Below are 21825 nucleotides of genomic sequence, written 5' to 3'. Positions count from 1 at the left end.
TGGACCCGACGTTCGCATCTGCGAGCGACCCGCCTTCCAGCCCCGGCGACAGGAATAACGTCCTTCCAACCCGACTTCTTCAGCAGCCTGCTAATGGCCTAAGGGCTTGATTTTAGTCGCGCTTCAGGCACAGACAGGGCGGGGAGGCGTTTTTCACGGCCCACAGTCCGGTCGCTGGCGTCCCGAGGGGGCAGGGACCACAGCGGTGGTGACCATCGTGACGGGGCGCAGCGACGGGATGGAGAAAATCGGGCGGATCGTGGCCATTCGGGCTATAAGGCTGGGAGAGACGGGGCTGAAGGGCGGGCGAAATGGCGCATGACATCCGGATCGTGACCGAGGCGGACCTGCGCGGCGCGGTCGGGCTCGACGGCCGGCTGGTGGACGCGATCGAGCGGGCCTTCGCGGCGCTGGCCTCGGACGAGGTGGTGATGCCGCCGATCCTGTCGGTGGCTCTGGCCGAGGCGTGTGGCGAGGTGGATGTGGAGACGGCCTATATCCCCGGCGTCGACGGGGTCGCGATCAGGGTCAGCCCCGGCGCCGTCGACACGGCCGGGCCGGGCCTGTCCGGCGTGACGATCCTGTGCAGCGCGCGGACGGGGGCCGTGCAGGCGGTGTTCCTCGACAACGGCTATCTGACGGAGCTGCGCACGGCGGCGGCGGGGGCGGTGGCCGCGCGGCACCTGGCGCCGCGGACGGTGGAGACGGCGGGTGTCCTGGGCACCGGCGTGCAGGCGCGGCTGCAAATGCGGGCGGCGCATCTGGTGCGGCCGTTCAAGCGGCTGCTGGTCTGGGGGCGCGATCCCGGCAAGGCGGCGGCCTGCGCGGCGGAACTGGGCGCGACGCTCGGGGTGGAGGTGGAGATGTCCACCGACGCGCAGGAGGTCGTCCTGCAGTCGCAGCTCGTGGTGACCACCACGCCGACCCGCTCGCCCATCGTGCGGGCCGAGTGGTTGCATCCGGGGCTGCATATCACGGCTGTCGGCTCGGACCGGTCCGGCAAGCAGGAGGTGGAGCCTGCGGCGCTGGCGGCGGCGCATCTCTATGTCTGCGACCGGGTCTGCCAGTGCGAAGTGTCGGGCGAGCTGGAAGGCGCCCGGGCGGCGGGCCTGTGGAACGCCGACGACCCGTCCGAGCTTGGCGCGATCATCGCGAAGACGGCGCCGGGCCGTGAGCGTCCCGACGACATCACGATATGCGACCTCACCGGCACCGGGGCGCAGGACACCGCCATCGCCGCGCATGCGATGTCGGTTCTGGACGGGGCCGCCACGGTGGTGCGGGCGTAGGGTGCGTGCTTGCACGCACCGTGCATGGTATTTTCTTGCGAAATGGTGCGTGAAATCACGCACCCTACGTGTTCGGGAGGCGGTGGGCGCAGGGGCCTCAGACCTCGGCGTCGACCATGTCGGGGGTCAGGTACTTGCCGCGGAACTGTTCGAACAGCGCCGCGCTGCGCCGAGCGATGCCGGTCCAGCCGAAGGTGCGGCGGGCGAAGCGTGCGCCCTCGACCGCCAGCTTGTGGCGCAGCCAGTCGTGCTGCATCGGCATGTTGATCATCGCCGCGAACTCGCACGGGCGGGTGGGGTCGGCGACCAGGGCGTGCTCGCCGAAGGTCACCTGCTCGAACAGGCCGCCGCGGGTGGTCAGCACGGTGGGCGTGCCGCAGGCCATCGCCTCCACCGCCGTCATCCCGAACGGCTCGTAGCGCGAGGGCAGGGCGAAGACGCCCGGTGCGCGGTAGTAGTCGGCGAGATCCTCGTCGGCGACATAGCCGCGCCAGTCCACGCGGTCGCCGATCTCCAATTCGCCGGCCAGCTGCTGCCAGGACTCCAGCAGCTCCTTGTCCTTGTCGGAATTGGCGCCGGCGGCCAGCACCAGCCGCGCGTCGGGCTGCATCTCGATCAGATACGGCATCGCCTTCAGGATCAGGTCGTAGCCCTTGTTGGTCGCCGCGCGGCCGACCACGTAGATGTCGTTTTGCGTCATCTCCAGCCGCGCGCGGATGCGCTCCAGCTCGTTCGGCGTGACGGCGGTGAACCGCGCCTCGTCGATGCCCGGCGGGATCATGCTGATATGCTCGGCCGGCAGGTCGTAGGCGTCCTCGATCAGCTCGGCCTGGTGTTCCGAGGTGGCGATCACGTGGTCGCAGGAGCGGTACATCACGAATTCCTTCTGGATGCGCTCCTCGAAACGATAGTTGCCCTCGCCGTCGTCCTTGCCGAGGCTCTGCATCTCCTTCTGCTTCCACCAGCCCAGCGAATGCGGCGTGTGGACATGCGGAATCTGCAACTCCTCGGCAACCTTCTGGCCGGAAACGCCGGCGTCCCAGTAATGCGAGTTCACCACGTCGTAGCGGATGTTCTGCGCCCGGATCGCGGCCAGCAGGTTGGACACGAAATCGCCGTACCAGTCGTGCATGTCCTCCTTGCGGATGAAGTCGCGGCCGCCGAAGGGAATGCGCCAGACCCGCAGGTTGTCGTTGATGCGGTCCTCCTCGGGCTGGTCCTCGAAGCGGCGGGTGACCACGTCTACCTTGTAGCCCAGCCGGGCGAAGCGCTTGGCCAGCTCCATCACGAACACCACCTGGCCGCCGGTGTCGGGCTTGCCCAGCTCGGGCGAGCCGGCGACGTAGCCGTGCAGCGATATCATCAACAGGGATCCGACCGTGTCGGGGCTGGCGTCGCGTGGCATCTGCGCGTCTCTCCTCTGCGTCATCCTGGTTCCTCCCCGGTCGGAAGGACACCGTAATACCGGAGCCCTTCCAGGACGCCGCCCGCATGTCCGGCGCGGGCGTGATAGAAGGTTCCCTCGGGGAGCGCACGGATGAGTTCCGGGCGGGCATTGCCCACGGCGATCCCCGACGGAGCAACGCGGAACATCGCAAGATCGTTCCCGCTATCGCCCGAGACTACCACGTTTTGGGGGGTCAGACCCAGATGCTCTGCGAGATGAAGTGTCGCGGCGCCCTTGCCGGCCGCGGGCGGGATCACGTCGAAGTCGTCGGTGCCCGAGGCGATGATCTGGCAGGGGAATTCGGACAGGGCCTGCCGCGCCGCGTCCTGCGCGTATTTCGGCACCGCGAAGCTGACCTTGTAGGGCGTCTGGTAGGCCGCGGCGTGCGGCCGGTGGCCCAGCACCTGCAGCGCGGCATAGATCTCGGCCTGCGGCCAGCCGGCGAAGCGGTCCTGCCAGCCGGGCAGGGGCGTGTCGCCCCGATACACCTCGGTGCCGAGCGCGGTGATCCGGTAATCGGGGGCCAGGTCCGGCGGAAACTCCCGCGCCAGCGTCTCGCGCACGCTGTCGGCCGGGCGGCTGGAATTCACCGCGAACCAGACGCGGCCCCGGTCGCGGTCCAGCGCCGCGGCCAGCGCCTCCATCGCCGCGGCGTCGCCGGTCAGCGTGTCGTCGATGTCGCTGACCCACAGCCAGGGACGTGTCGCGGCGGCGCTCATTCCGGCGGCGGCGCCTCGTGAGCGTGGTGCGGCATCTCCGGCTGCAGTCGCGTGGCGGTGTAGACCGGCTCTTCCTCGGCGATCGAGCGGTGCAGGCGCTCCACCTGCAGCGCCTCCAGCTTCAGCTTGGCGCTTTCGGTGTAGAACCCGACCCGCCCGTCGCAATAGCCGTCGTCCACGACGCAGAGCGTGACCTGCCCGTTGATCGAGAACTCCATGTACATGCCGTGGGTGACGACCTCGACGTCGATGTCGCGACCCTGGTAGAGCGGCACGAAGTTGCCGGCCTGCAGCGTCTCGTACCGGAAGGCGTATTCGAACTCGGCATGGGTGTTGGCCCCCCAGCGGCGCAGCTGCGCATAGCCCTTCGCCAGATCGAGCGCGAGGTAATAGCCGTCGCCCTCCTCGTTCACCCGGATGACCAGGCCGCATTTGCCCTGGCCCTCCAGCGTGATCCGGGCGCGCAGGCGGAAATCCTCGTGCTCGCCCGGCAGCAGGAACGCCTCATAGCCGCTGGGGCAGGCGACGTGGATGCCCTCGTCGTCGTCGGTGCGGCTGGCATGCGGGTTGCCGAAGAGCGGCGACAGCTCGTGCGAGCGGGTCACGGTGAGCGGGGTGTGCGCCAGCGCGTCGAAGCCCCAGAAGGATTTCAGCATCAGCCGCCCGCGGCGGTCGGTGATCAGCTCCTTCGGCGGCGGCAGCATCCGCGCGACGGTCTCGCGGCCATAGAGGATTTCCTTGCGCTGGAAGAAGTTGAACAGCAGATAGCGGTCGCCCGTCTTGCAGATCCGGGCGGCATAGTTGCCCTCGGGCAGCAGCACGTTGTCGTTGAAGTTCATGAAGGGGCCGGTCGCCTCGTCGGCGTACCAGTAGTGGATCTTCACGTCCTCGCGGATCGAGCCGATCAGGTAGTGCCGCCCGTTCAGGCGGAACAGGTTGGGCACCTCGACGTCGTCGTAAATCCCCGGATGATACAGCGGCGGACCGAATTCCCAGCGGTCCGGCGCCACCTCGCGTGCCATGCTGACACAGCCGCGGCGGATGACCGGCCCGTGCTTGACCCGCCCGGCCGCCAGCAGCATCCGCTCGCCGGTCTCCGGGTCGTGATAGAAGAACGGATCGCGGAAGCTGACCCATTTCCGGCCCTCTTCCGCGCCCGATTCGTACCAGTCGCCGGAGATCTCCAGCGGGTAGAGGTCGTCGTTCACGCGGGTCCAGTTGTAGAGGTCGGTCGAGCGGGCCACGCCGACGCGCTGCACCCGGCCGTATTCCGCCCGGCTGAGCCCGGTATAGAACATCCGCCAGGCGCCGGGGCGGTCGGGGTCCGGCCCGACATGCATCGTCCACAGCATGTCGTCGTCCCAGGCGCCGGGGTCGTCGACGAACAGCGCGTTCTGCACCCGGCGCCAGGTCATGCCGTCGCGGCTGATCGCGTGGGCGATGAAGTCGTGGTTCGGCAGCACCAGGTGGAACAGGTGGTACATGCCGTCGTGATAGACAACGTCGACATCGCCGATATCGGAGCGGAGAAATCCGTGAGAGGCATACATGCCGGAAGGATGTCGCGTCTGGTCGGGAGATGCAATCGGCCGGCCGGCACCCCCGGCCGGTCCGGCCCCCTCAGGCCACGCCGTCGACCCCCTGCAGGATCAGCGTCGTCGCCAGCTCGGCATAGTCCTCGCGGCTGACCGGCCCGCCCTCGCGGAACCACATGTAGACCCAGTTCAGCATGCCGAAGAGCGACATCGTCACCGGCATCAGCAGCGGGCGGTCGGCCCGGTCCAGCCCCGGCCGCACCTCGCGCAGCACCGACGAGAACCGGCGCACGATCCGGCGCTCCACCGCCACGATCCGCGCCTTCTGGTCGTCCGACAGCGCCGGCCCGGCGTTGAGCTGGACCTTGTGCGCGTCGTCCGCGCCGCGATACGCCTCCAGCACGGTCCGCACCAGCGCGCGCAGCCGGTCGCGCGGGGCCAGCGCGGCATCGTCCGCCTGCACCAGCGCCAGGTCCATCGTCTCCAGATGCGTGTGGATGATCGCGAAGATCAGCGCGTCCTTCGACGGGTAGTAGTGATAGAGCAGGGACTTCGACACGCCGGCCTCCGACGCGATCTGCGCCATCGACGCCTTGTCCATGCCCTGGGAGGCGAAGACATGCGCCGCCGTCATCAGCAGGCTGTGCCGCTTTTCCTCGAAGTCGCTGGCGCGGGTGCGGGCCATCCGGAGCCTCTTATTTCGGGCGGTTGTCCACCACGCGCTTCGCCTTGCCCTCCGATCGGGCGACGGCCTCGGGGTTGTGAACCTCGATCCGGGCGGTGACCCCCAACACCGACTTCACGTGATGGCGCAGCTCCGCCGCCGTGGCCGCCCGCGCCTCGGCCGAGGCCCGCTCGGGCGTGCATTCCACATGCACCGCCATCGCGTCCATCCGCCCCTCGCGGGTCAGCTCGATCTGGAAATGCGGGGCGAGGCCGGCGCATTTCAGGATCTGCTCCTCGATCTGGGTGGGGAAGATGTTGACGCCGCGCAGGATGATCATGTCGTCCGACCGGCCGGTGATCTTCTCGATCCGCCGCATGCTGCGCGCGGTGCCGGGCCGGATGCGCGTCAGGTCCCGCGTCCGGTAGCGGATCATCGGCAGCGCCTCCTTGGTGAGCGTGGTGAAGACCAGCTCGCCTATCTCGCCGTCGGGCAGCACCTCGCCGGTCGCCGGGTCGATCACCTCGGGATAGAAGTGATCCTCCCACACATGCAGCCCGTCCTTGGTCTCGACGCATTCGTTCGCCACGCCCGGCCCCATGATCTCGGAAAGGCCGTAGATGTCGACGGCGTGCATGTCGAACGCCTCCTCGATCTCGGCGCGCATCGCGTTGGTCCAGGGCTCGGCTCCGAAGATGCCCACCTTCAGCGAACAGGCCCGCGGGTCCAGCCCCTGGCGGCGGAACTCGTCGAGGATCGACAGCATGTAGGAGGGCGTGACCATCACGATCTGCGGCTGGAGGTCGGTCATCAGCGTCACCTGCCGCTCGGTCATCCCGCCCGAGACGGGCACCACGGTGCAGCCCAGCCGCTCCGCGCCGTAATGCGCCCCCAGCCCGCCGGTGAACAACCCGTAGCCATAGGCCACGTGGCAGATGTCGCCCTTGCGCCCGCCGCTCGCCCGGATCGAGCGGGCGACCATGTCCGACCACACGTCGATGTCCTGCGCGGTATAACCCACCACCGTCGGCTTGCCGGTCGTGCCCGACGAGGCATGCACCCGCGCCAGCTTGTCCTGCGGCACGGCGAACATGCCGAACGGGTAGGTATCGCGCAGGTCCGCCTTCACGGTGAACGGGAATTTCGCCAGGTCCGCCAGAGACTTGAAGTCATCCGGATGCGCCCCGGCCGCGTCGAAGCGCTGCCGGTAGAACGGCGAGTTCTCGTAGGCATGGCGCAACGACCAGGCCATGCGCTTTTCCTGCAGCGCCGCGATTTCGTCCCGGCTCGCGATCTCGATCGGGTCGAGGATATCGGGCGTCGGGGTCAGGTCGTTCATCGGCTCCTCCCAGGCCAATCCGCAACACCCGGCGCGGCCGGAGTCGCCTTTCCTCCCGTCCGACGGTCCCACACGCCGGACCCCACCATCAACGCATAAACCGTCCGGTCGGTCAATGATTGAGCCCGGCGACAACCCAGGCGCACCGCCCCATATTTCTTCTGGCCCAAAATACTCCGGGGGGCCGTTCATCGTGCGCCATCGGTGCAAGCCCGATGGACGGCGGGGGCTGGCCCCCCACCTCGGCCGCGCCGGACCCCGCGCAGGAAATCCGCGCATCCGCCGCGAAACGCTGTTAGCGTCGGGCCATGATCCCGCGACAAGAGGTCCGACGTGCCTGACTTTCTGAGCAATCCACATCGCGGCACCGGCCTGCCGGTCAGCGACGTGATGCCGGCCGACGATGCCACGCCGGTGACCGAGCTTCTGCGGGTCTGCCCGCTGCACGCGGCCACGCCGCTTTTGCGGCTGCCGGAGCTCGCGGCGCAATGCGGCGTGGGACAGCTGTTCGTGAAGGACGAGCGGGGCCGGATGGGGCTGGGCAGTTTCAAGGCGCTCGGCGCCGCCCACGCCATCGCGCGGGACGCCGAGCGCGTGCAGGGCGGCGACTGGGGCCAGAAGCTGTCGGGCCGCACCTATGTCGCCGCCAGCGCCGGCAACCACGGCCTGTCGGTCGCCGCCGGGGCGCGGGTGTTCGGCGCGCGCAGCGTGATCTACCTGGCCGACACCGTGCCCGAGGCCTTCGCCCGCCGGCTGCGCGCGAAGGGCGCCGAGGTCGTCCGCGCCGGCGACAGCTATGCCGAGAGCATGGCCGCCGCCGAACGCGACGCCGCGGCGGAGGGCTGGACGCTTCTGTCGGACAGTTCCTGGCCGGGCTACACCGAGTTGCCGTGGCGCGTCATGGAAGGCTATCTGCAGATGTCCGCCGAGATCGAGGCGCAGATCAGCGCGCCGCCCACCCACATCCTGCTGCAGGCCGGGGTCGGCGGCCTGGCGGCGGCGGTCGCGGCGCATGCCCGCCGCCTGTGGGGCGACGGCCCGCAGATCGTGGTGGTCGAGCCCGAGGCCGCCCCGGCGCTGGCCGCAAGCCTCCGGGCCGGGCGCATCGTTACGGCGGAGGGTCCGGTCTCGGCCATGGGGCGGCTCGACTGCAAGACGCCGTCGATGATCGCGCTGGCCGGCCTGTCCCGCGATGCCGACCTGTTCGCGACGATCTCCGAGCAGGAGGCCGCGCAGGCCGTCGCCGTGCTGGCCGGCTTCACGCTGGACACCACGCCGTCGGGCGCGGCGGGGCTGGCGGCGCTCCTCGCCGGCCTGCCCGGCGCCGGGGAGGAGGCGCGCGTCCTCGCCATCCTCAGCGAGGGGCCGGAGGGTGACTGAGCGCGGGCCGGTCTTCGGGGCCGCGGAATACCGCCGCCGTGCCGCCGCGCTGCAGGCGGAGATGGCGGCGGCGGGACTCGACGCGCTGTTGCTGACCACGGCGCCGGACGTGTTCTACGTCACCGGCTTTCTCACCCGCTTCTGGGAGAGCCCGGCGCGGCCGTGGTTCGTGGTGCTGCCCGCCTCGGGCGATCCGGTGGCGGTGATCCCGGCCATCGGCGCCGCGCTGATGCGCCGGACCTGGCTGTCCGATATCCGCATCTGGGAGGCGCCCGATCCCGAGGATGACGGCGTGGGCCTTCTGTCCGGGACGCTGTGCGACCTGGTGCCCGCGCGGGGCCGGGTGGGCCTGCCCATGGGGCCGGAGACGCATCTGCGCATGCCGCTGGCCGACTATGCGCGTCTGGCCGAGCGCATCGCCCCGCGCCGGATCGCCGATGCCACGGCCGCCGTGCAGCGCGTGCGCGAGATCAAGTCGGAGGTCGAGGTCGCGGCGATCCGCGAGATCTGCGCCATCGCCGGCGCCGCCTTCGACCGGGTGCCCGAGATCGCGCGGGCCGGCACGCCGCTGGAGCGGGTCTTCCGCGGCTTTCAGGCCGCGCTGCTGGAGGCCGGCGCCGACTGGGTCTCCTATGTCGCGGGCGGCGCGGGGCCGGGCGGCTACGGCGACGTGATCTCGCCGGCCGGACCCGAGCCGCTGGCGCCGGGCGACGTGCTGATGCTCGACACCGGCGCGGTGCGCGGCGGCTATTTCTGCGACTTCGACCGCAACTTCGCCATCGGCCCGGCCCCGGACGCCGCGCGCCGCGCCCATGCCGCGCTCTATGCCGCGACCGAGACGGCGCTGGCCGAGCTGCGCCCCGGCATGCTGGCCCGCGACGCCCACCGTCTCCTGTCCGAGGCGCTCAGCGCGCAGGGCGCGACGCCCGGCGGCGGGCGCCTCGGCCACGGGCTGGGCCTGGCGCTGACGGAATGGCCCTCCTTCACGCCGAAGGACGCGACCGAGCTGCGCGCGGGCATGGTCCTGGCGATCGAGCCGGGGGTGCAGGTCGCGCCGGGCCGCATCCTGGTGCACGAGGAGAACATCGTCCTGCGCGCCGACGGGCCGGAGCTTCTGTCGCCCCGCGCGCCGGCTGCGCTGCCGGAGATCGCGCCGTGAAGGTCTCCTACGACCTGTCCGAGCCCGCGCTGGCCGGGCGTCTGGGGCTGATCGTCCTGCAGGTGGACGAGACCATCGAATCCGACTTCCGCCGCCTGTTCGCGGACCCCGCCGTCGCGCTGCATGTCACCCGCATCCCCTCGGGCGCCGAGCTGACGCCGGGGACGATCGCGTCGATGGAGATGGCGCTCCCCGCCGCGGCCGCGCTGCTGCCGGGCGGCGTACGTTATGACTCGATCGGCTATGCCTGCACCTCGGGCACGACGCTGATCGGCCCCGACCGCGTGGCCGCGCTGGTCGCGGGGGCGCGGGGCTGCGGCGCGGTCGACAACCCGCTTTCGGCCGCGGTCGCGGCGATGCGGCACCTGGGGTGTCGCCGGATCGGGATGGTCACGCCCTATATCGCCTCGGTCGCCGCGCCGATGCGGGATGCTTTCGCCGCCGCCGGGATCGAGGTCGCCGCCGCGGTCTCCTTCGGCGAGGAGGTCGAATCCCGCGTCGCCCGTATCTCTCCCGCCTCCACGCGCGAGGCGGCGCGGGCGGTCGCCCGGCAGGCCGGGGTGGAGGCGGTGTTCCTGTCCTGCACCAACCTGCGCACGCTCGACGTGATCGCGCCGCTGGAGGCGGAGCTGGGCGTGCCGGTCCTGTCCTCGAACCTCGCGCTGGCCTGGCGCATGGCGCGGCGCATCGGCCGGTGTCCGGCCACGGCACCGGGCCGGCTGTTCGCGGCGTCCACCGATGTTCCCGCGGTCACGTTTCGTTCCTGACGCGAACGTCAAGCATGCCGGGCGCGTCCCGTCCGTTGATGTGGGCGGGCGAGGCTGCGCCTCCGTCCGGGTCTGGGGCAGCCCCTGTTGCGGCCCGCGGCGGCCATGCCCGGGGGCGGCTGCCTTGCCGCTGGGCGGAGGAAGTCGGGGTCGTCCGGCGGCCCGCGTCAGAGAGACCCGTCGGCATCGGCCGCGGGAACGCCCAGTTGTTCCAGGTAGATCGCCTTGGGCCCGGCGATATGGGCGCTGATCGTGTCGGCCAGCGCGTCGGCGTTGCCTTCCGATATGTGCCGGATCATCTCGGCATGTTCGGCGACCGCCTTGCGGCGCAGCTCTTCCATCGGGAAGGCGCGCACCCGGATCGGGCTGGTCGCGACGGTGTAATAGGCGATCGCCTCGGCGAGATGCCGGTTGCCGGTCGACTGGTAGATCGTGCCGTGAAACCGGTTGTTGAACTCGAAGATGCGCGGCAGATCCTTGGCCTCGGACGCTTCCCGGTGCCGGTCGCAGATGTCGGTCAGACGGGTCACCAGCTCTTTCGGGGCGGGCCGGTCGAAATAGCTGGCCGCGCGCCGTTCGAGCGCGTCACGGATCACGTAGAGATGCTCCACCTCCTGGGCGGAGTAGTCGCGGACCCGGACTCCCCGGTTGGGCTGGCGGTGGGCCAGGCCGCGCCGCTCCAGTTCGTCGAAGGCGCGGCGCACGGCGTGGCGGGTCACCGAGGACTCGGCGATCAGGTCGTCCTCGATCAGCCGTTCGCGCGGCATCCTGCGGCCGAGGATGATCTCTTCGCTCAGCCTGTCCGCGAGCGCCTGCCAGTCGGTCCGAGCCGTATCCCTAGCCATCGCCTGTCCTTGCCATTCGTCCCGGGAACATAGTCCCGCGTCAAAGCCAATACAATCATCGTTGACATTATCGATAATAATGGCGATGAGTCGCGCCATGAGGGACAGCACGCATATCATCGGCAGTGGCGCGGGCTTTTCGGGCGACCGGATCGACGCGGCCCAGGCCGTCGTTGCCGAGATCGCCGCGCGCGGCCAGGGCGGGACGCTGATGTTCGAGGTGCTGGGCGAGCGCACCCTGGCGCTGGGGCATGTGGCGCGGGTCCGGGATCCGGAGGCGGGCTACGATCCGCTCCTGAGGGACTACATGGCGCCGATCCTGGCGCCGGCCCTCGCGGGCGGGGTGCGCATCGTCGGAAATTTCGGGGCGGCCAATCCCGATGCCGCCGCGCGGCTGATCGCCGGGCTTTGTGCCGAGCAGGGCCTCGCCGCGCAGATCGCCGTCGTCCATGGCGACGACCTGACGGCCGAGATGCGCGACGGGGGCGCCGACCGCTGGGACGGCGACGGCACCCTGGCCGATCCGCCCGGCGACCCGATCGCGGTGAATGTCTACCTCGGCGCCAGGCCGATTGCCGAGGCGCTGACGGCGGGGGCCGATATCGTGGTCACCGGCCGGGTCGCCGACCCCGCGCTGGCGCTGGGGCCGCTGGCGGCCCATTTCGGCTGGGACTGGGACGACCTCGATCTGGTCGCCGCGGGAACGCTGGTCGGACACCTGCTGGAATGCGGCAGCCAGGTCTCGGGCGGGTACTTCGCCGATCCGGGCGTCAAGGACGTCGCCGACATGGCACGGATCGGCTTTCCGCTTGCCGAGGTCCGGGCCGATGGCGGCTTCGAGCTGTTCAAGCCCCGGGGCACCGGCGGCCGGATCGACCGGCGCACGGTGATCGAGCAGCTTCTCTACGAAATCCACGATCCCGCGGCCTATCTGACGCCCGACGTCACGCTGGACCTGACCGGCGTCACCGTCGAGGAGACCGGGCCCGACCGGGTGGCACTGAGCGGTGCGCGCGGACAGGCCAGGCCGGAGAAGCTGAAGGCGACGGTCAGCTATCCCGGCGAATGGATCGGCGAGGCCGAGATCTCCTATGCCGGCGGCAATGCGCGCGGCCGGGCCGAGCTGGCCATTGCGGTCATGCGGGACCGCCTTGCCATCCGCGGCGTCGCCCCGCGGATGCGGGCCGACATCTTCGGCACGGTCAGCAGCTTCGACAGCGACGACGGCGCCCTGCGCCGCGCCGCCGACTGGCCGGAAGCGGGCGACTACCGCGTCCGCTTCGCGTTCGGCGGGAGCGAGGCGGCGGTGCAGGCCGCGACGCAGGAGGTCAACGCGCTCTATTGCTGCGGGCCGGCGGGGGGCGGCGGGGTCCGCACCAGCGTCCGTGCGCGGTTCGTCACCCGATCGCGCATGATCGACCGGGCCAGCGTCACGCCGCGCGTGGAGTTCCTGGCCGACCGGGAGGCCGCCGAGTGATGCGCAAGCCAGGCGATATCACGGTCCCACTCTACCGGCTGGCCCATGGCCGCTCCGGCGACAAGGGCAACCGCCTGAACGTGAGCGTCATCGCCTACGACGCGGCGGACTGGCCGCTGCTGGTGCAGCAGGTGACCGAGGCGCGGGTGCTGGAGTGGTTCGCCTACAAGGGCGCGACGGCGGTCCGGCGCCATCTGCTGCCGCATCTCTGCGCCATGAACATCGTGATCGAGAACGTTCTGGAGGGCGGCGTCAACGCGGCGCTCTGCGTCGATACCCACGGCAAGACGCTGTCCTTCCGGTTGCTCGACCTGCCGATCCGGCTGGACCCGGATCGTGCATCCGCTCTCGGCCCCGGCCGGGCAAACAGCACAATTGTGGAGGAGACCAAGACATGACACGAGCTAACGCAAATCGCGCCTGCGCCGCGCTTCTGGCCGGGACGGCCCTGATCGCGGGGGCCGCGGCGGCCCAGGAGCAGGGCGGCACCCTGCGCGTGGGCATCACCCAGATGGGTCCGACCCCGGACCCGGTGGTGACGACCTTCGGCGTCAACTGGATGACGGCGATGAATGTCTGCGAGGGGCTCTTCGTTCTCGACGAATCCTGGACGCCGCAGCCGATGCTGGTCGAGGACTATTCCTATTCCGAGGACGGGCGGGCCCTGACGCTGACCCTGCGCGAGGGGCTGGGCTTCCATTCCGGCGCCCCGCTGACGGCCGCCGACGTGGTGGCCTCGCTGGAGCGGTTCCGCACCGCCGCGGGCATCGGCGCCTCCTTTGCCGGCGTGACCGAGAGCATCGAGGCGGTCGACGACCTGACCGTCCGGATCAACCTGAAGACCCAGACGCCCATCGTCCCGGGCCTGCTGGCCGGGGGGCAGGCGGTCATCATGTCGGCCGGCAGCATCGAGGGGCATTCCGCGACCGATGCCGTGACCGGGCTCGACTGCACCGGCCCCTATGTCCTGACCGACTATTGCCCCGACCAGGGCGTGACGATGACGCGCTGGGACGACTATCAGCCCGTCGACGCGCCGGCCGACGGGGAGGCGGGGCACAAGCATGCCTATGCCGACGAAATCCTGTTCCGGCTGATGCCCGAGGCCTCGGTGCGGCGCGACAGCCTGATCACCGGCGAGCTGGACGTGGCGATGAGCCTGCCCACGGATTTCTACGAACAGCTCGAAAGCGATCCGAATACGCGCGCCGTGACCGTGGCGAACAACCAGTCGCTGACGGCGGTGTTCAACACCCAGCAGGGGGTGATGTCCGACGTCAACCTGCGCCGGGCCGTCTATCACGCGCTGGAGATGGAGCCGATCATGCTCGCCTCCGTCGGCAACCCGGAATTCTACACCATCGACGGCAGCTGGATCCCCGATCCCAACTCTTTCTGGTACACCACCGCGGGGATCGAGGAGTTCGGCCAGCCCGACCCGGCGCTGGTCGAGAAATACCTGGCCGCCTCGGACTACGACGGCGAGCCGATCCGCTGGCTCGTGGCGACCGAGCAGTACCAGAAGCACTTCCTGACGGCGATCACGGCGTCCCAGCAGCTGGCCGAATACGGCATCAACGTCGAGATCATCGAGCAGCCCATCGCCACCTACCTCCAGACCCGGGCCAATCCCGAGGCGATGGACGCCTTCAGCTCGTTCCTGCCGACCTATGTCGACCCGACCTCCATCGCCTACCTGACCCCGACCTACCCGGGCTTCTGGACCGCGCCGAAGAAGATGGAGCTGATGGACCGGCTGGCCACGACCATCGACCCCGAAGAGCGCAAGGCGATCTTCGAGGAGGTCCATGCGCTGGCCTACGACACCTTCCCGTTCATCAAATACGGCACGGAGTCGAACATGTACGGGGTCCGCGAGGGCGTGCAGAACTATGCCACCTCCGCGGTGGGCGGCGACACGTTCTACAACTTCGCGCCGCCGGCCGAGTGAGATGACGGCCGCCGAGACCACCGGGACCGAGGAGGCGCGCGAGGGATTCGGCGCGTCTCCGAACCGCACGGCGCTGGAGCGGTTCCTGCGCCATCCCACCGCCATGGCCAGCACCGCGGTGCTGGTCCTGCTGGGGCTGGTCACGATCCTGGCCCCGGTCATCGCGCCCGGAGACCCGATGCGGGTCAACCCCGTGGCGCGGTTCACGGCGCCCGGGGCCGAGTACTTCTTCGGCACCGACAACCTGGGGCGCGACGTCTTCAGGATCGTGGTCCACGGGGGCCGCACCTCGCTTCTCGTCGGGCTGGTGGTCACGGTCGTGTCGGTCTCCATCGCCACGGTGCTGGGGCTGGTCTCGGGCTTCTTTCATCAGGTCGACATCGTGCTGATGCGCTTCGTCGACGGGATCATGGCCTTTCCCAGCATCGTGCTGGCCACGGCCGCGGCCGCCTATCTGGGGGCGTCGGTGTCCACGGTGATCCTGGCGCTGTCCTTCGTGCTGATCGCGCCGTCGCTGCGGGTGGTGCGCGGGCAGGTGCTGGTGGTGCGCGAGCTGCAGATGATCGAGGCCGCGCGGGCCACCGGCGTGCCGACCCTGCGGATCTTCCGCCGCTACGTGCTGCCGGCGGTCACCTCGCCGATCCTGGTGCAGGCCTCGTTCATCTTTTCCGCCGCGGTCCTGGGGGAGGCGGCGCTGAGCTTCATCGGCGTGGGCATCGGCCCGACCGACCTGAGCTGGGGCAACGCGCTGACCGAGGCGCGGGACTATATCGGCCGCGCGCCCTGGATCGTGATCTTCCCTGGCCTCGCGCTGATGATCACCATCCTCGCGCTGAACCTGCTGGGCGACAGCCTGCGCGACATCCTCGATCCCCGACTGGCCCGGAGGCGCTGACATGCTGCGGTATCTCGGCAAACGGTTCCTGCTGATCCTGCCCACGATCTTCGTGCCGCTGATCATGGTGTTCCTGCTGTTGCGCCTGTCGCCCGGCGACCCGGCCGGGATGATGCTGGGCGATCAGGCGACGGCGGACCAGATCGCGGCGCTGCGCGAGCAGCTCGGCCTCGACCGCCCGCTGCACGTCCAGTTCCTGATCTGGCTCAAGGGCATCGTGACGCTCGACCTCGGCCAGTCGATCTTCTTTCGCGAACCGGTGATGGAGATCATCCCGCGCTATGCCGGCGTCACCATCCTGCTGACGCTCGTGGCGCTGACGCTGGCGGTGCTGATCGGCGTGGCCATGGGCGTGATTTCGGCGCTGAACCGCAACAACCCGATCGACCGGGGCGTGGTGACGACCGCGGTGCTCGGGATATCGGTGCCCGAATTCTGGTTCGCGCTGCTGCTGATCTTCCTGTTCTCGGTGACGCTGCGGTGGTTCCCGGTCTCGGGCTACACGCCGCCCTCGGCCGGGCTGATCGCCTGGGGCACGACGATCTTTCTGCCCGCCCTGGCGCTCGGGGTCCGGCAATCGGCGCTGATGACGCGGATGATGCGCTCCTCGATGCTCGACGTGCTCGACGAGCCCTACATCACCACCGCCCGCGCCCAGGGCCTGCCGGAGCGCACGGTGCTGGGCCGCTACGCCATGCGCACCGCCTCGATCCCGGTGGTGACCGTGGCGGGCCTTTCGGCCGGCTACATGCTGGGCGGCGTGGTGGCGATCGAGATCATCTTCTCGTTGCCCGGGCTCGGGCGCCTGCTGGTGGAGGCGGTGGCCCGACGCGACTATCCGGTGGTGGAGGGCGGCGTCCTGACCATCGCGCTGGTGCTGGCCGTCCTGAACCTGCTGATCGACGTGCTCTACGCGATCCTCGACCCGCGGATACGCTACAAATGAAGATGACCGACCCGGAAACGACGATGCCGGCCGCCACGGCGAGCCAGGAGGTGATGCGGGCCGAGGGCCTCTCGGTCGCGCTGCCGATAGACGGGCGCATGGTGCCGGTGGTGACCGATGTGAGCTTTGGCGTCTCGCGCGGCGAGGCGGTGGCGCTGGTCGGCGAATCCGGCTGCGGCAAGTCGATGACGGCCAGCGCGATCATCGGCTTGCCGCCGCGCGGCGCGCAGGTGACGGGCCGGCTGATCGTCAACGGGCGCGAGGTACTGGGCCTCTCGCCGCGCCAGCGCCGCAAGCTCTGCGGCAACGAGATCGGCTTCATCTTCCAGGAGCCGATGACCGCGCTGCACCCGACCCTGCGGATCGGGCGGCAGATGACGGACACGATCTGCCACAACCTCGGCCTGTCCCGGCGCGCGGCGACGGAGCGGGCGGTGGAGATCCTCGACACCGTCGGCATCCCGCGCCCGCGCGCGATCCTGCAGGGCTACGTTCACCAGCTTTCGGGCGGCATGCGGCAGCGGGTGATGATCGCCCTGGCGCTGTCCTGCGAGCCCTCGCTGGTGATCGCCGACGAGCCCACCACGGCGCTCGACGTCACCATCCAGGCCCAGGTGCTCGACCTGATGGAGCGGATGCGCAAGGAGTTCGACCTCGGCATGCTGTTCATCACCCACGACCTGGAGGTGGTCCGCGATTTCTGCGACCGGGCGGTGGTGATGTATTCGGGCGACGTGGTCGAGCGCGGCTCGGCCGCCGGCGTCACCCGGGCGCCGGCGCATCCCTATACCCGCGGGCTGATCGAGGCGGTGCCCGGCGAGACGACCGACCGGCTGGTGCCGATCCCCGGCAGCGTGCCGCAGATCGGGGCCTGGCCCGAGGGCTGCCGCTTCGCCCCGCGCTGCGCCCGGGCCGACGCGAAATGCCGGACCCATCCGCCGCTCGACGCCGAGAACCCGACCGCCGTGCGCTGCTGGCACCCGCTGGAGGAGATCGCATGACCGCCCCCCTTCTGGAGACCAGAGCGCTGTGCAAGACCTTCGGCAAGGTGCAGGCCGTCCGCTCCGTCGACCTGGCCCTGCCGCGCGGCCGCACCTTCGGCCTGGTGGGCGAAAGCGGCTCGGGCAAGTCCACCGTCGCCCGGCTGGTCCTGCGGCTGATCGAGGCGACGTCGGGCGACATCCGGTTCGGGGACGAGGATTTGCGCCGTCTCGGCGGCGAGGCGCTGCGCCGCAGGCGGCGGCGGATGCAGATGATATTCCAGGATCCGTACGGCTCGCTCAACGGGCGCATGACCGTGGGCGAAACGCTCGTCGAGCCGCAGCTGGTCCACGACATCGGCACCGGCGGCAGGGCCCGGCGCGACCGGGCGCGCAGCCTGCTGCGCGAGGTCGGCCTGCCCGACAGCGCGATGGACCGGTTCCCGCACGAGTTCTCGGGCGGCCAGCGGCAGCGCATCGCCATCGCCCGGGCGCTCGCCACCGATCCCGAGCTGATCGTGGCCGACGAGCCGGTCAGCGCGCTCGATGTCAGCGTCCAGGCCCAGATCCTGAACCTGCTGGGCGACATGCAGCGCGAGCACCAGACCACGATGCTCTTCATCAGCCACGACCTGCGCGTCGTGCGCTACGTCTGCGACGAGATCGCGGTGATGTATCTGGGCGAGATCGTCGAGCGCGGCCCCCGCGACCGGGTCTACGACCGGCCGGCGCATCCCTATACGCAGGCGCTGCTGACCTCCGCCCCCGGCAGCCCCCGCAAGGACGGCAAGCGCGCGAAGCTCGCCGGCGAGATTCCCTCGGCGGACGCGATCCCGACCGGCTGTGCCTTCCGCTCGCGCTGTCCCCATGCCTTCGACCGCTGCAAGATCGAGGCGCCGCGGATGCAGGATGTGGGCGGCGGCCAGACCGCGGCCTGTCACCTGCTGGACCGATGAGCGCGGTGGTCGAGGCCCCGGCCGGCCGGATCACCGGGCGCGCGGCGGGCGGCAGCCGCGTCTTCCTCGGCATTCCCTACGGTCGCCCGCCCGTCGGCGCCCTGCGCTGGCGTCCGCCCGAGCCGGCGGCACCCGGGATCGAGATCGACGCGACCCGCCCGGGCCCGGCGCCGCCGCAGATCCACAGACCCTTGCCGCCCTGGGCGCCCGGCACCCGCGCCCAGCCCTACGCAGAGGACTGCCTGAACCTGGACATCTATGCCCCGGCGCGCTCCGGCGGGCCGCGCCCGGTCATCGTCCATGCCTTCGGCGGCGGGTTCCAGGGGGGCAGCGCGGGCGGGCTGGGCATCGACGGCGCCCGTTTCGCGGCGACCAGGGACTGTATCCTTGTCAGGGTGAACATGCGGACCGGCGCGCTGGGCTTTCTGCACCTGGCCGAGGCCTTTCCCGGCCTGCCGCAGACCAACCGGGGGATGCTGGACCTGATCCTCGCGCTCACCTGGGTGCGCGACAATATCGCGGCCTTCGGCGGCGATCCCGGGCGCGTCACGCTGGCGGGCCTGTCCTCGGGCGCTTTCACCGCGACGGCGCTGTTCGGCTGTCCCGAGGCCCGCGGCCTGTTCCATGCCGCCTGGCTGATGAGCGGCCCCGCCAGCCGCATCGTCGCGCCCGATACCGCGGCCGCGGTCACCCGCGCCTTTCTGGACGAAACGGACGTGCCGGCGGGGGACATCGGCGCCCTGGAGCGGCTGCCGGTCGGGGCCGTGCTCGCCGCGCAGGAGGCGAGCGTCGCCAGCGACCTCGGCGCGCGAAACGCCCCCGGCGGCCGGACGCTGGGCATCGTTCAAGACGGCGCAAGCCTGGCGCGTCACCCGCGCGACGCGCTGCAGGACGGGGCGGGGCGCGATGTCGGGATCGTCTTCGGCTGCACCGCCCAGGAGGCGCGGATGTGGTACGCCGCCGGGATCATGGGCGCGGTCGACGAGGCCCGCCTCTTGCAGACGATCCGGCGCTTCGAGGGCGCCGGCGCGGAGGCGGCGCGCGACAGGCTGCGGGCGCACCATCCCGATGCCAGCCCCCGACGCCTGGAAGAACGTTACCTGAGCGACGTCATTTACCGACGTCCCGTTATCGAGAGCGCCGAGGCGCAGCGGCGGGGCGGCGGTCAGGCCGCGACCTATTGCTTCCAGTGGGCGCCGGCCGGCGCGCATGCTGAGCTCGGGGCCTCCCACGGTTTCGACGAGCCCTTCGTGTTCGACACGCCGGTGCCGGTGATGACCGACAGTCCGGCCGACGCCTCCCTGCGGCAGGAGATGAGCGACGCGCTCTTGCAGCTCGCGCGCACGGGGCGTCCCGGCTGGGCCGGAGACCGTGTCTTCGGCGACGCGGGCGCGGCCGCCGGTCTCTGAGCCTCGAAGGAACCGGCCCGGGGCGGCTCGCCGCGCCCGTGGGGCGCGTGGAAGCCGTCAGACCAAGGGCCAGATCGGATCGAACCAGCGGACATAGAGGATGCGGCCGTAGACCAGTTCCAGAAGGATGACCGCCGCAGCGCCGTAGGCCAGGGTCGGCCAGATGCCATAGCCCGCCCAGACCCGGAGGTAGAACAGGACGAGCGCCGTCAGAGCGATCAGCTGGCCGACCCCGAGCGTGATCAGGATCACGCCGGCGAGCATCAGGAAGAACAACAGCGCGCGCCAGCCCTCGGGCTCTCCGAAGATCGCCTTGAACGGTTTCAGCACGCCGCCGGTGGCGGCGGCGGCCGCGCGGACACCGGCGATGTCGCGCAGGATGGCCAGAGCCAGCATCGCGGCGCCGAAGGGCGCGATCGCGAGCGGGAACAGCCGCGCCGAGCCGGACCAGGGAAGCGCCATCGGGATCGCGGCCAGGAACAGGCCCAGGCAGACCAGCCCGAAGATCATCGACAGCGGCGCGTCGCCGGCCGAGCGGTCGTCGTGCGGCACGCGCGCGGCAAAGCGCCGGGCGCGCAGCGTGCTGCGCACCGCCAGGACGAAGGCGAGCGCCAGGATCGCCAGCAGCACCAGCGCCAGCGGCCGCGAGAGCATGTCGGTCCACGAGAAGGTCTGCGAGGCGAGGACGAGCGCGCTCTCCATCACCGGGCCCAGGACGAAGCCCAGCACCAACGCCGGGCGCGGCCAGCCGCCGCGCTTCATCACATAGCCGATCGCGCCGAGCGCGAAGACCGTGATCCAGTTGGCCAGATCCGGCGAATCGAGCCAGGCGCCCATGAACACGAACACCAGGACGCCCGGCACGATCAGATTGCCGTCGATGAAGGACAGCTTCGCGACCTGCCGGCTCCACATCATCAGAAGCGCGGCGCCGACGATATTCGCCAGGATCAGCATCCAGACGAACGAGAATGTCAGGTCGAGCTGCTCGGACAGCATCGCGCGGCCCGGCGCGAGGCCCTGGATGGTGAAGGCGCCGAGCAGGATCGCCATCGAGGCGCTGCCGGGAATCCCGAGCCCCACGGTCGGAATGAGCGCCCCGCCCAGCACCGCGTTATTGGCGGCCTCCGGCGCGATCAGGCCGCGCACGTCGCCGTTGCCGAAGCCGGGGCCGTCGTCCTGCTTCACGCTCTGCGAGGCGTGGCCATAGGCGACCCAGTCCGCGATCATGCCGCCCAGACCGGGCAGCATGCCGATATAGATGCCGATGAACGAGCAGCGCAGCACCAGCCACCAGTTGCGCACCGCGTCGCGAATGCCGCTGAGAATGGTCTCGGTGCCCGAGTCCTGCACCCGGGAGATCGAGCGGTGCCGGACGGCGAGATCCAGCATCTCGGGCAGGGCGAAAAGCCCCAGGACCAGCGGCACGAGCGGCAGGCCGTCGATCAGATACATGATCTCGAACCAGTAGCGCGGCTCTTCCGAGGCGACGGGAAAGCCGATCTGGGACAGCATCAGGCCGATGCAGGCCGCCGCCAGCCCCTTCGACACGGCGGCCCCGGAGACGGTCGCGACCATCGTCAGGCCGAGCGCGCCCAGCAGGAAGAACTCCGGCGTGCCGAAGGACAGGATCAGCGGCCGCACGATCGGCAGGGAGACGGCCATGGCGATCCCGCCGGCCACGCCGCCCACGGCCGAGGCGGTGAACGCCGCCCCGAAGGCGCGCGCCGCCTGGCCGTTCTGCGCCATCGGGTAGCCGTCCATCACCGTCGCCTGCGATGCGGCGGTGCCGGGAATGCCGAGCATGACCGAGGCGATCGTGTCGCTCGTGGCGGTGACCGCAAAGACCCCCAGGATCAGCGCCATCGCCGGCACGGCGTCCATCGAGAAGGTGAACGGCAGGATGATGACCACGCCGATGATCCCGCCGAGCCCGGGCACCGCGCCGAGCCACAGCCCGAACAGCACGCCGAGCAGCAGGTAGCCGAGCGTGCCCGGCGTGAACACCAGCTGCATTCCGGCAAGAAAGCTCTCGACCATGGCCCCTCCGCATGGGCGCGGCGACGG

At 70.4% G+C, this 21825-nt stretch carries 19 protein-coding genes; 12 read left to right on the top strand and 7 right to left on the bottom strand.

Annotated elements, in window-relative coordinates:
- The first annotated feature begins 311 nt into the window (after positions 1-311).
- A complete protein-coding gene (locus P1J78_RS20155; protein ID WP_275569194.1) occupies positions 312-1289 on the top strand; it encodes an ornithine cyclodeaminase family protein in 978 nt (325 codons plus the stop codon).
- Between the two features lie 97 nt (positions 1290-1386).
- Here the strand turns inward: P1J78_RS20155 and P1J78_RS20150 are convergent, their stop codons facing one another.
- The 5 genes from P1J78_RS20150 to paaK form a co-directional block, all read right to left on the bottom strand.
- A complete protein-coding gene (locus tag P1J78_RS20150) occupies positions 1387-2718 on the bottom strand; it encodes a glycosyltransferase (RefSeq protein WP_275569193.1) in 1332 nt (443 codons plus the stop codon).
- Positions 2715-3455 (bottom strand): HAD-IIB family hydrolase, encoded by a 741-nt coding sequence (locus tag P1J78_RS20145; RefSeq protein WP_275569192.1) that lies wholly within the window; start codon positions 3453-3455, stop codon positions 2715-2717. Before P1J78_RS20145 ends, P1J78_RS20150 begins: the two co-directional genes overlap by 4 nt.
- Positions 3452-5005, bottom strand: a complete 1554-nt coding sequence (locus P1J78_RS20140) for a glycoside hydrolase family protein (protein WP_275569191.1) — start codon at positions 5003-5005, stop codon at positions 3452-3454. Before P1J78_RS20140 ends, P1J78_RS20145 begins: the two co-directional genes overlap by 4 nt.
- 70 nt (positions 5006-5075) lie before the next feature.
- A complete protein-coding gene (locus P1J78_RS20135; RefSeq protein ID WP_275569190.1) occupies positions 5076-5675 on the bottom strand; it encodes a TetR/AcrR family transcriptional regulator in 600 nt (199 codons plus the stop codon).
- A gap of 10 nt (positions 5676-5685) precedes the next feature.
- On the bottom strand, positions 5686-6993 hold the full coding sequence (gene paaK, locus P1J78_RS20130; protein WP_275569189.1) for a phenylacetate--CoA ligase PaaK: 1308 nt from the start codon (positions 6991-6993) through the stop codon (positions 5686-5688).
- Between the two features lie 333 nt (positions 6994-7326).
- Between paaK and P1J78_RS20125 the strand changes: the two genes are divergently transcribed.
- From P1J78_RS20125 to P1J78_RS20115, 3 genes are read left to right on the top strand one after another with little or no spacing between them, the layout of a single operon-like run.
- Positions 7327-8373, top strand: a complete 1047-nt coding sequence (locus P1J78_RS20125; RefSeq protein WP_275569188.1) for a pyridoxal-phosphate dependent enzyme — start codon at positions 7327-7329, stop codon at positions 8371-8373.
- A complete protein-coding gene (locus tag P1J78_RS20120) occupies positions 8366-9532 on the top strand; it encodes a M24 family metallopeptidase (protein ID WP_275569187.1) in 1167 nt (388 codons plus the stop codon). Before P1J78_RS20125 ends, P1J78_RS20120 begins: the two co-directional genes overlap by 8 nt.
- On the top strand, positions 9529-10299 hold the full coding sequence (locus P1J78_RS20115; RefSeq protein ID WP_275569186.1) for a maleate cis-trans isomerase family protein: 771 nt from the start codon (positions 9529-9531) through the stop codon (positions 10297-10299). The genes P1J78_RS20120 and P1J78_RS20115 overlap by 4 nt, the downstream gene beginning before the upstream one ends.
- Positions 10300-10466: 167 nt before the next feature.
- Here the strand turns inward: P1J78_RS20115 and P1J78_RS20110 are convergent, their stop codons facing one another.
- A complete protein-coding gene (locus P1J78_RS20110) occupies positions 10467-11144 on the bottom strand; it encodes a GntR family transcriptional regulator (protein ID WP_275569185.1) in 678 nt (225 codons plus the stop codon).
- A 97-nt stretch (positions 11145-11241) separates the two neighbouring features.
- Here P1J78_RS20110 and P1J78_RS20105 point away from each other — a divergent pair, with 97 nt between their 5' ends.
- From P1J78_RS20105 to P1J78_RS20070, 8 genes are read left to right on the top strand one after another with little or no spacing between them, the layout of a single operon-like run.
- Complete coding sequence (locus P1J78_RS20105; protein ID WP_275569184.1) at positions 11242-12621, top strand: acyclic terpene utilization AtuA family protein; 1380 nt, start codon at positions 11242-11244, stop codon at positions 12619-12621.
- Positions 12621-13019 (top strand): AtuA-related protein, encoded by a 399-nt coding sequence (locus P1J78_RS20100; RefSeq protein ID WP_275569183.1) that lies wholly within the window; start codon positions 12621-12623, stop codon positions 13017-13019. The genes P1J78_RS20105 and P1J78_RS20100 overlap by 1 nt, the downstream gene beginning before the upstream one ends.
- Positions 13016-14572, top strand: a complete 1557-nt coding sequence (locus P1J78_RS20095) for an ABC transporter substrate-binding protein (protein ID WP_275569182.1) — start codon at positions 13016-13018, stop codon at positions 14570-14572. The genes P1J78_RS20100 and P1J78_RS20095 overlap by 4 nt, the downstream gene beginning before the upstream one ends.
- 1 nt (position 14573) lies before the next feature.
- Entirely contained in the window at positions 14574-15467 is an 894-nt protein-coding gene (locus tag P1J78_RS20090) for an ABC transporter permease (RefSeq protein ID WP_275569181.1), read from the top strand.
- Position 15468: 1 nt separating this feature from the next.
- Positions 15469-16413 carry an ABC transporter permease gene (locus P1J78_RS20085; protein ID WP_275569180.1) on the top strand — a complete coding sequence of 315 codons (945 nt, stop codon included), beginning with the start codon at positions 15469-15471 and terminating at the stop codon, positions 16411-16413.
- On the top strand, positions 16410-17414 hold the full coding sequence (locus P1J78_RS20080; RefSeq protein ID WP_275569179.1) for an ABC transporter ATP-binding protein: 1005 nt from the start codon (positions 16410-16412) through the stop codon (positions 17412-17414). Before P1J78_RS20085 ends, P1J78_RS20080 begins: the two co-directional genes overlap by 4 nt.
- Positions 17411-18349, top strand: a complete 939-nt coding sequence (locus tag P1J78_RS20075; protein ID WP_275569178.1) for an ABC transporter ATP-binding protein — start codon at positions 17411-17413, stop codon at positions 18347-18349. Before P1J78_RS20080 ends, P1J78_RS20075 begins: the two co-directional genes overlap by 4 nt.
- Positions 18346-19758, top strand: a complete 1413-nt coding sequence (locus P1J78_RS20070; protein ID WP_275569177.1) for a carboxylesterase family protein — start codon at positions 18346-18348, stop codon at positions 19756-19758. The genes P1J78_RS20075 and P1J78_RS20070 overlap by 4 nt, the downstream gene beginning before the upstream one ends.
- Positions 19759-19815: 57 nt before the next feature.
- On the opposite strand, the gene P1J78_RS20065 is transcribed toward P1J78_RS20070, so the two are convergent.
- On the bottom strand, positions 19816-21798 hold the full coding sequence (locus tag P1J78_RS20065; RefSeq protein WP_275569176.1) for a tripartite tricarboxylate transporter permease: 1983 nt from the start codon (positions 21796-21798) through the stop codon (positions 19816-19818).
- Positions 21799-21825 lie beyond the last annotated feature (27 nt).

The organism is Psychromarinibacter sediminicola (assembly GCF_029168335.1).
Lineage (GTDB): Bacteria > Pseudomonadota > Alphaproteobacteria > Rhodobacterales > Rhodobacteraceae > Psychromarinibacter > Psychromarinibacter sediminicola.
The sequence above is the reverse complement of the archived record's forward strand: the minus strand, read 5'-3'. Positions and strand labels throughout refer to the sequence as shown.

Bases quoted from the DNA above. Each gene is read 5' to 3' on its own strand.
- P1J78_RS20155 (WP_275569194.1), top strand. From the start codon at position 312: ATGGCGCATGACATCCGGATCGTGACCGAGGCGGACCTGCGCGGCGCG.
- P1J78_RS20150 (WP_275569193.1), bottom strand. From the start codon at position 2,718: ATGACGCAGAGGAGAGACGCGCAGATGCCACGCGACGCCAGCCCCGAC.
- P1J78_RS20145 (WP_275569192.1), bottom strand. From the start codon at position 3,455: ATGAGCGCCGCCGCGACACGTCCCTGGCTGTGGGTCAGCGACATCGAC.
- P1J78_RS20140 (WP_275569191.1), bottom strand. From the start codon at position 5,005: ATGTATGCCTCTCACGGATTTCTCCGCTCCGATATCGGCGATGTCGAC.
- P1J78_RS20135 (WP_275569190.1), bottom strand. From the start codon at position 5,675: ATGGCCCGCACCCGCGCCAGCGACTTCGAGGAAAAGCGGCACAGCCTG.
- paaK (WP_275569189.1), bottom strand. From the start codon at position 6,993: ATGAACGACCTGACCCCGACGCCCGATATCCTCGACCCGATCGAGATC.
- P1J78_RS20110 (WP_275569185.1), bottom strand. From the start codon at position 11,144: ATGGCTAGGGATACGGCTCGGACCGACTGGCAGGCGCTCGCGGACAGG.
- P1J78_RS20105 (WP_275569184.1), top strand. From the start codon at position 11,242: ATGAGGGACAGCACGCATATCATCGGCAGTGGCGCGGGCTTTTCGGGC.
- P1J78_RS20100 (WP_275569183.1), top strand. From the start codon at position 12,621: ATGCGCAAGCCAGGCGATATCACGGTCCCACTCTACCGGCTGGCCCAT.
- P1J78_RS20095 (WP_275569182.1), top strand. From the start codon at position 13,016: ATGACACGAGCTAACGCAAATCGCGCCTGCGCCGCGCTTCTGGCCGGG.
- P1J78_RS20090 (WP_275569181.1), top strand. From the start codon at position 14,574: ATGACGGCCGCCGAGACCACCGGGACCGAGGAGGCGCGCGAGGGATTC.
- P1J78_RS20085 (WP_275569180.1), top strand. From the start codon at position 15,469: ATGCTGCGGTATCTCGGCAAACGGTTCCTGCTGATCCTGCCCACGATC.
- P1J78_RS20080 (WP_275569179.1), top strand. From the start codon at position 16,410: ATGAAGATGACCGACCCGGAAACGACGATGCCGGCCGCCACGGCGAGC.
- P1J78_RS20075 (WP_275569178.1), top strand. From the start codon at position 17,411: ATGACCGCCCCCCTTCTGGAGACCAGAGCGCTGTGCAAGACCTTCGGC.
- P1J78_RS20070 (WP_275569177.1), top strand. From the start codon at position 18,346: ATGAGCGCGGTGGTCGAGGCCCCGGCCGGCCGGATCACCGGGCGCGCG.
- P1J78_RS20065 (WP_275569176.1), bottom strand. From the start codon at position 21,798: ATGGTCGAGAGCTTTCTTGCCGGAATGCAGCTGGTGTTCACGCCGGGC.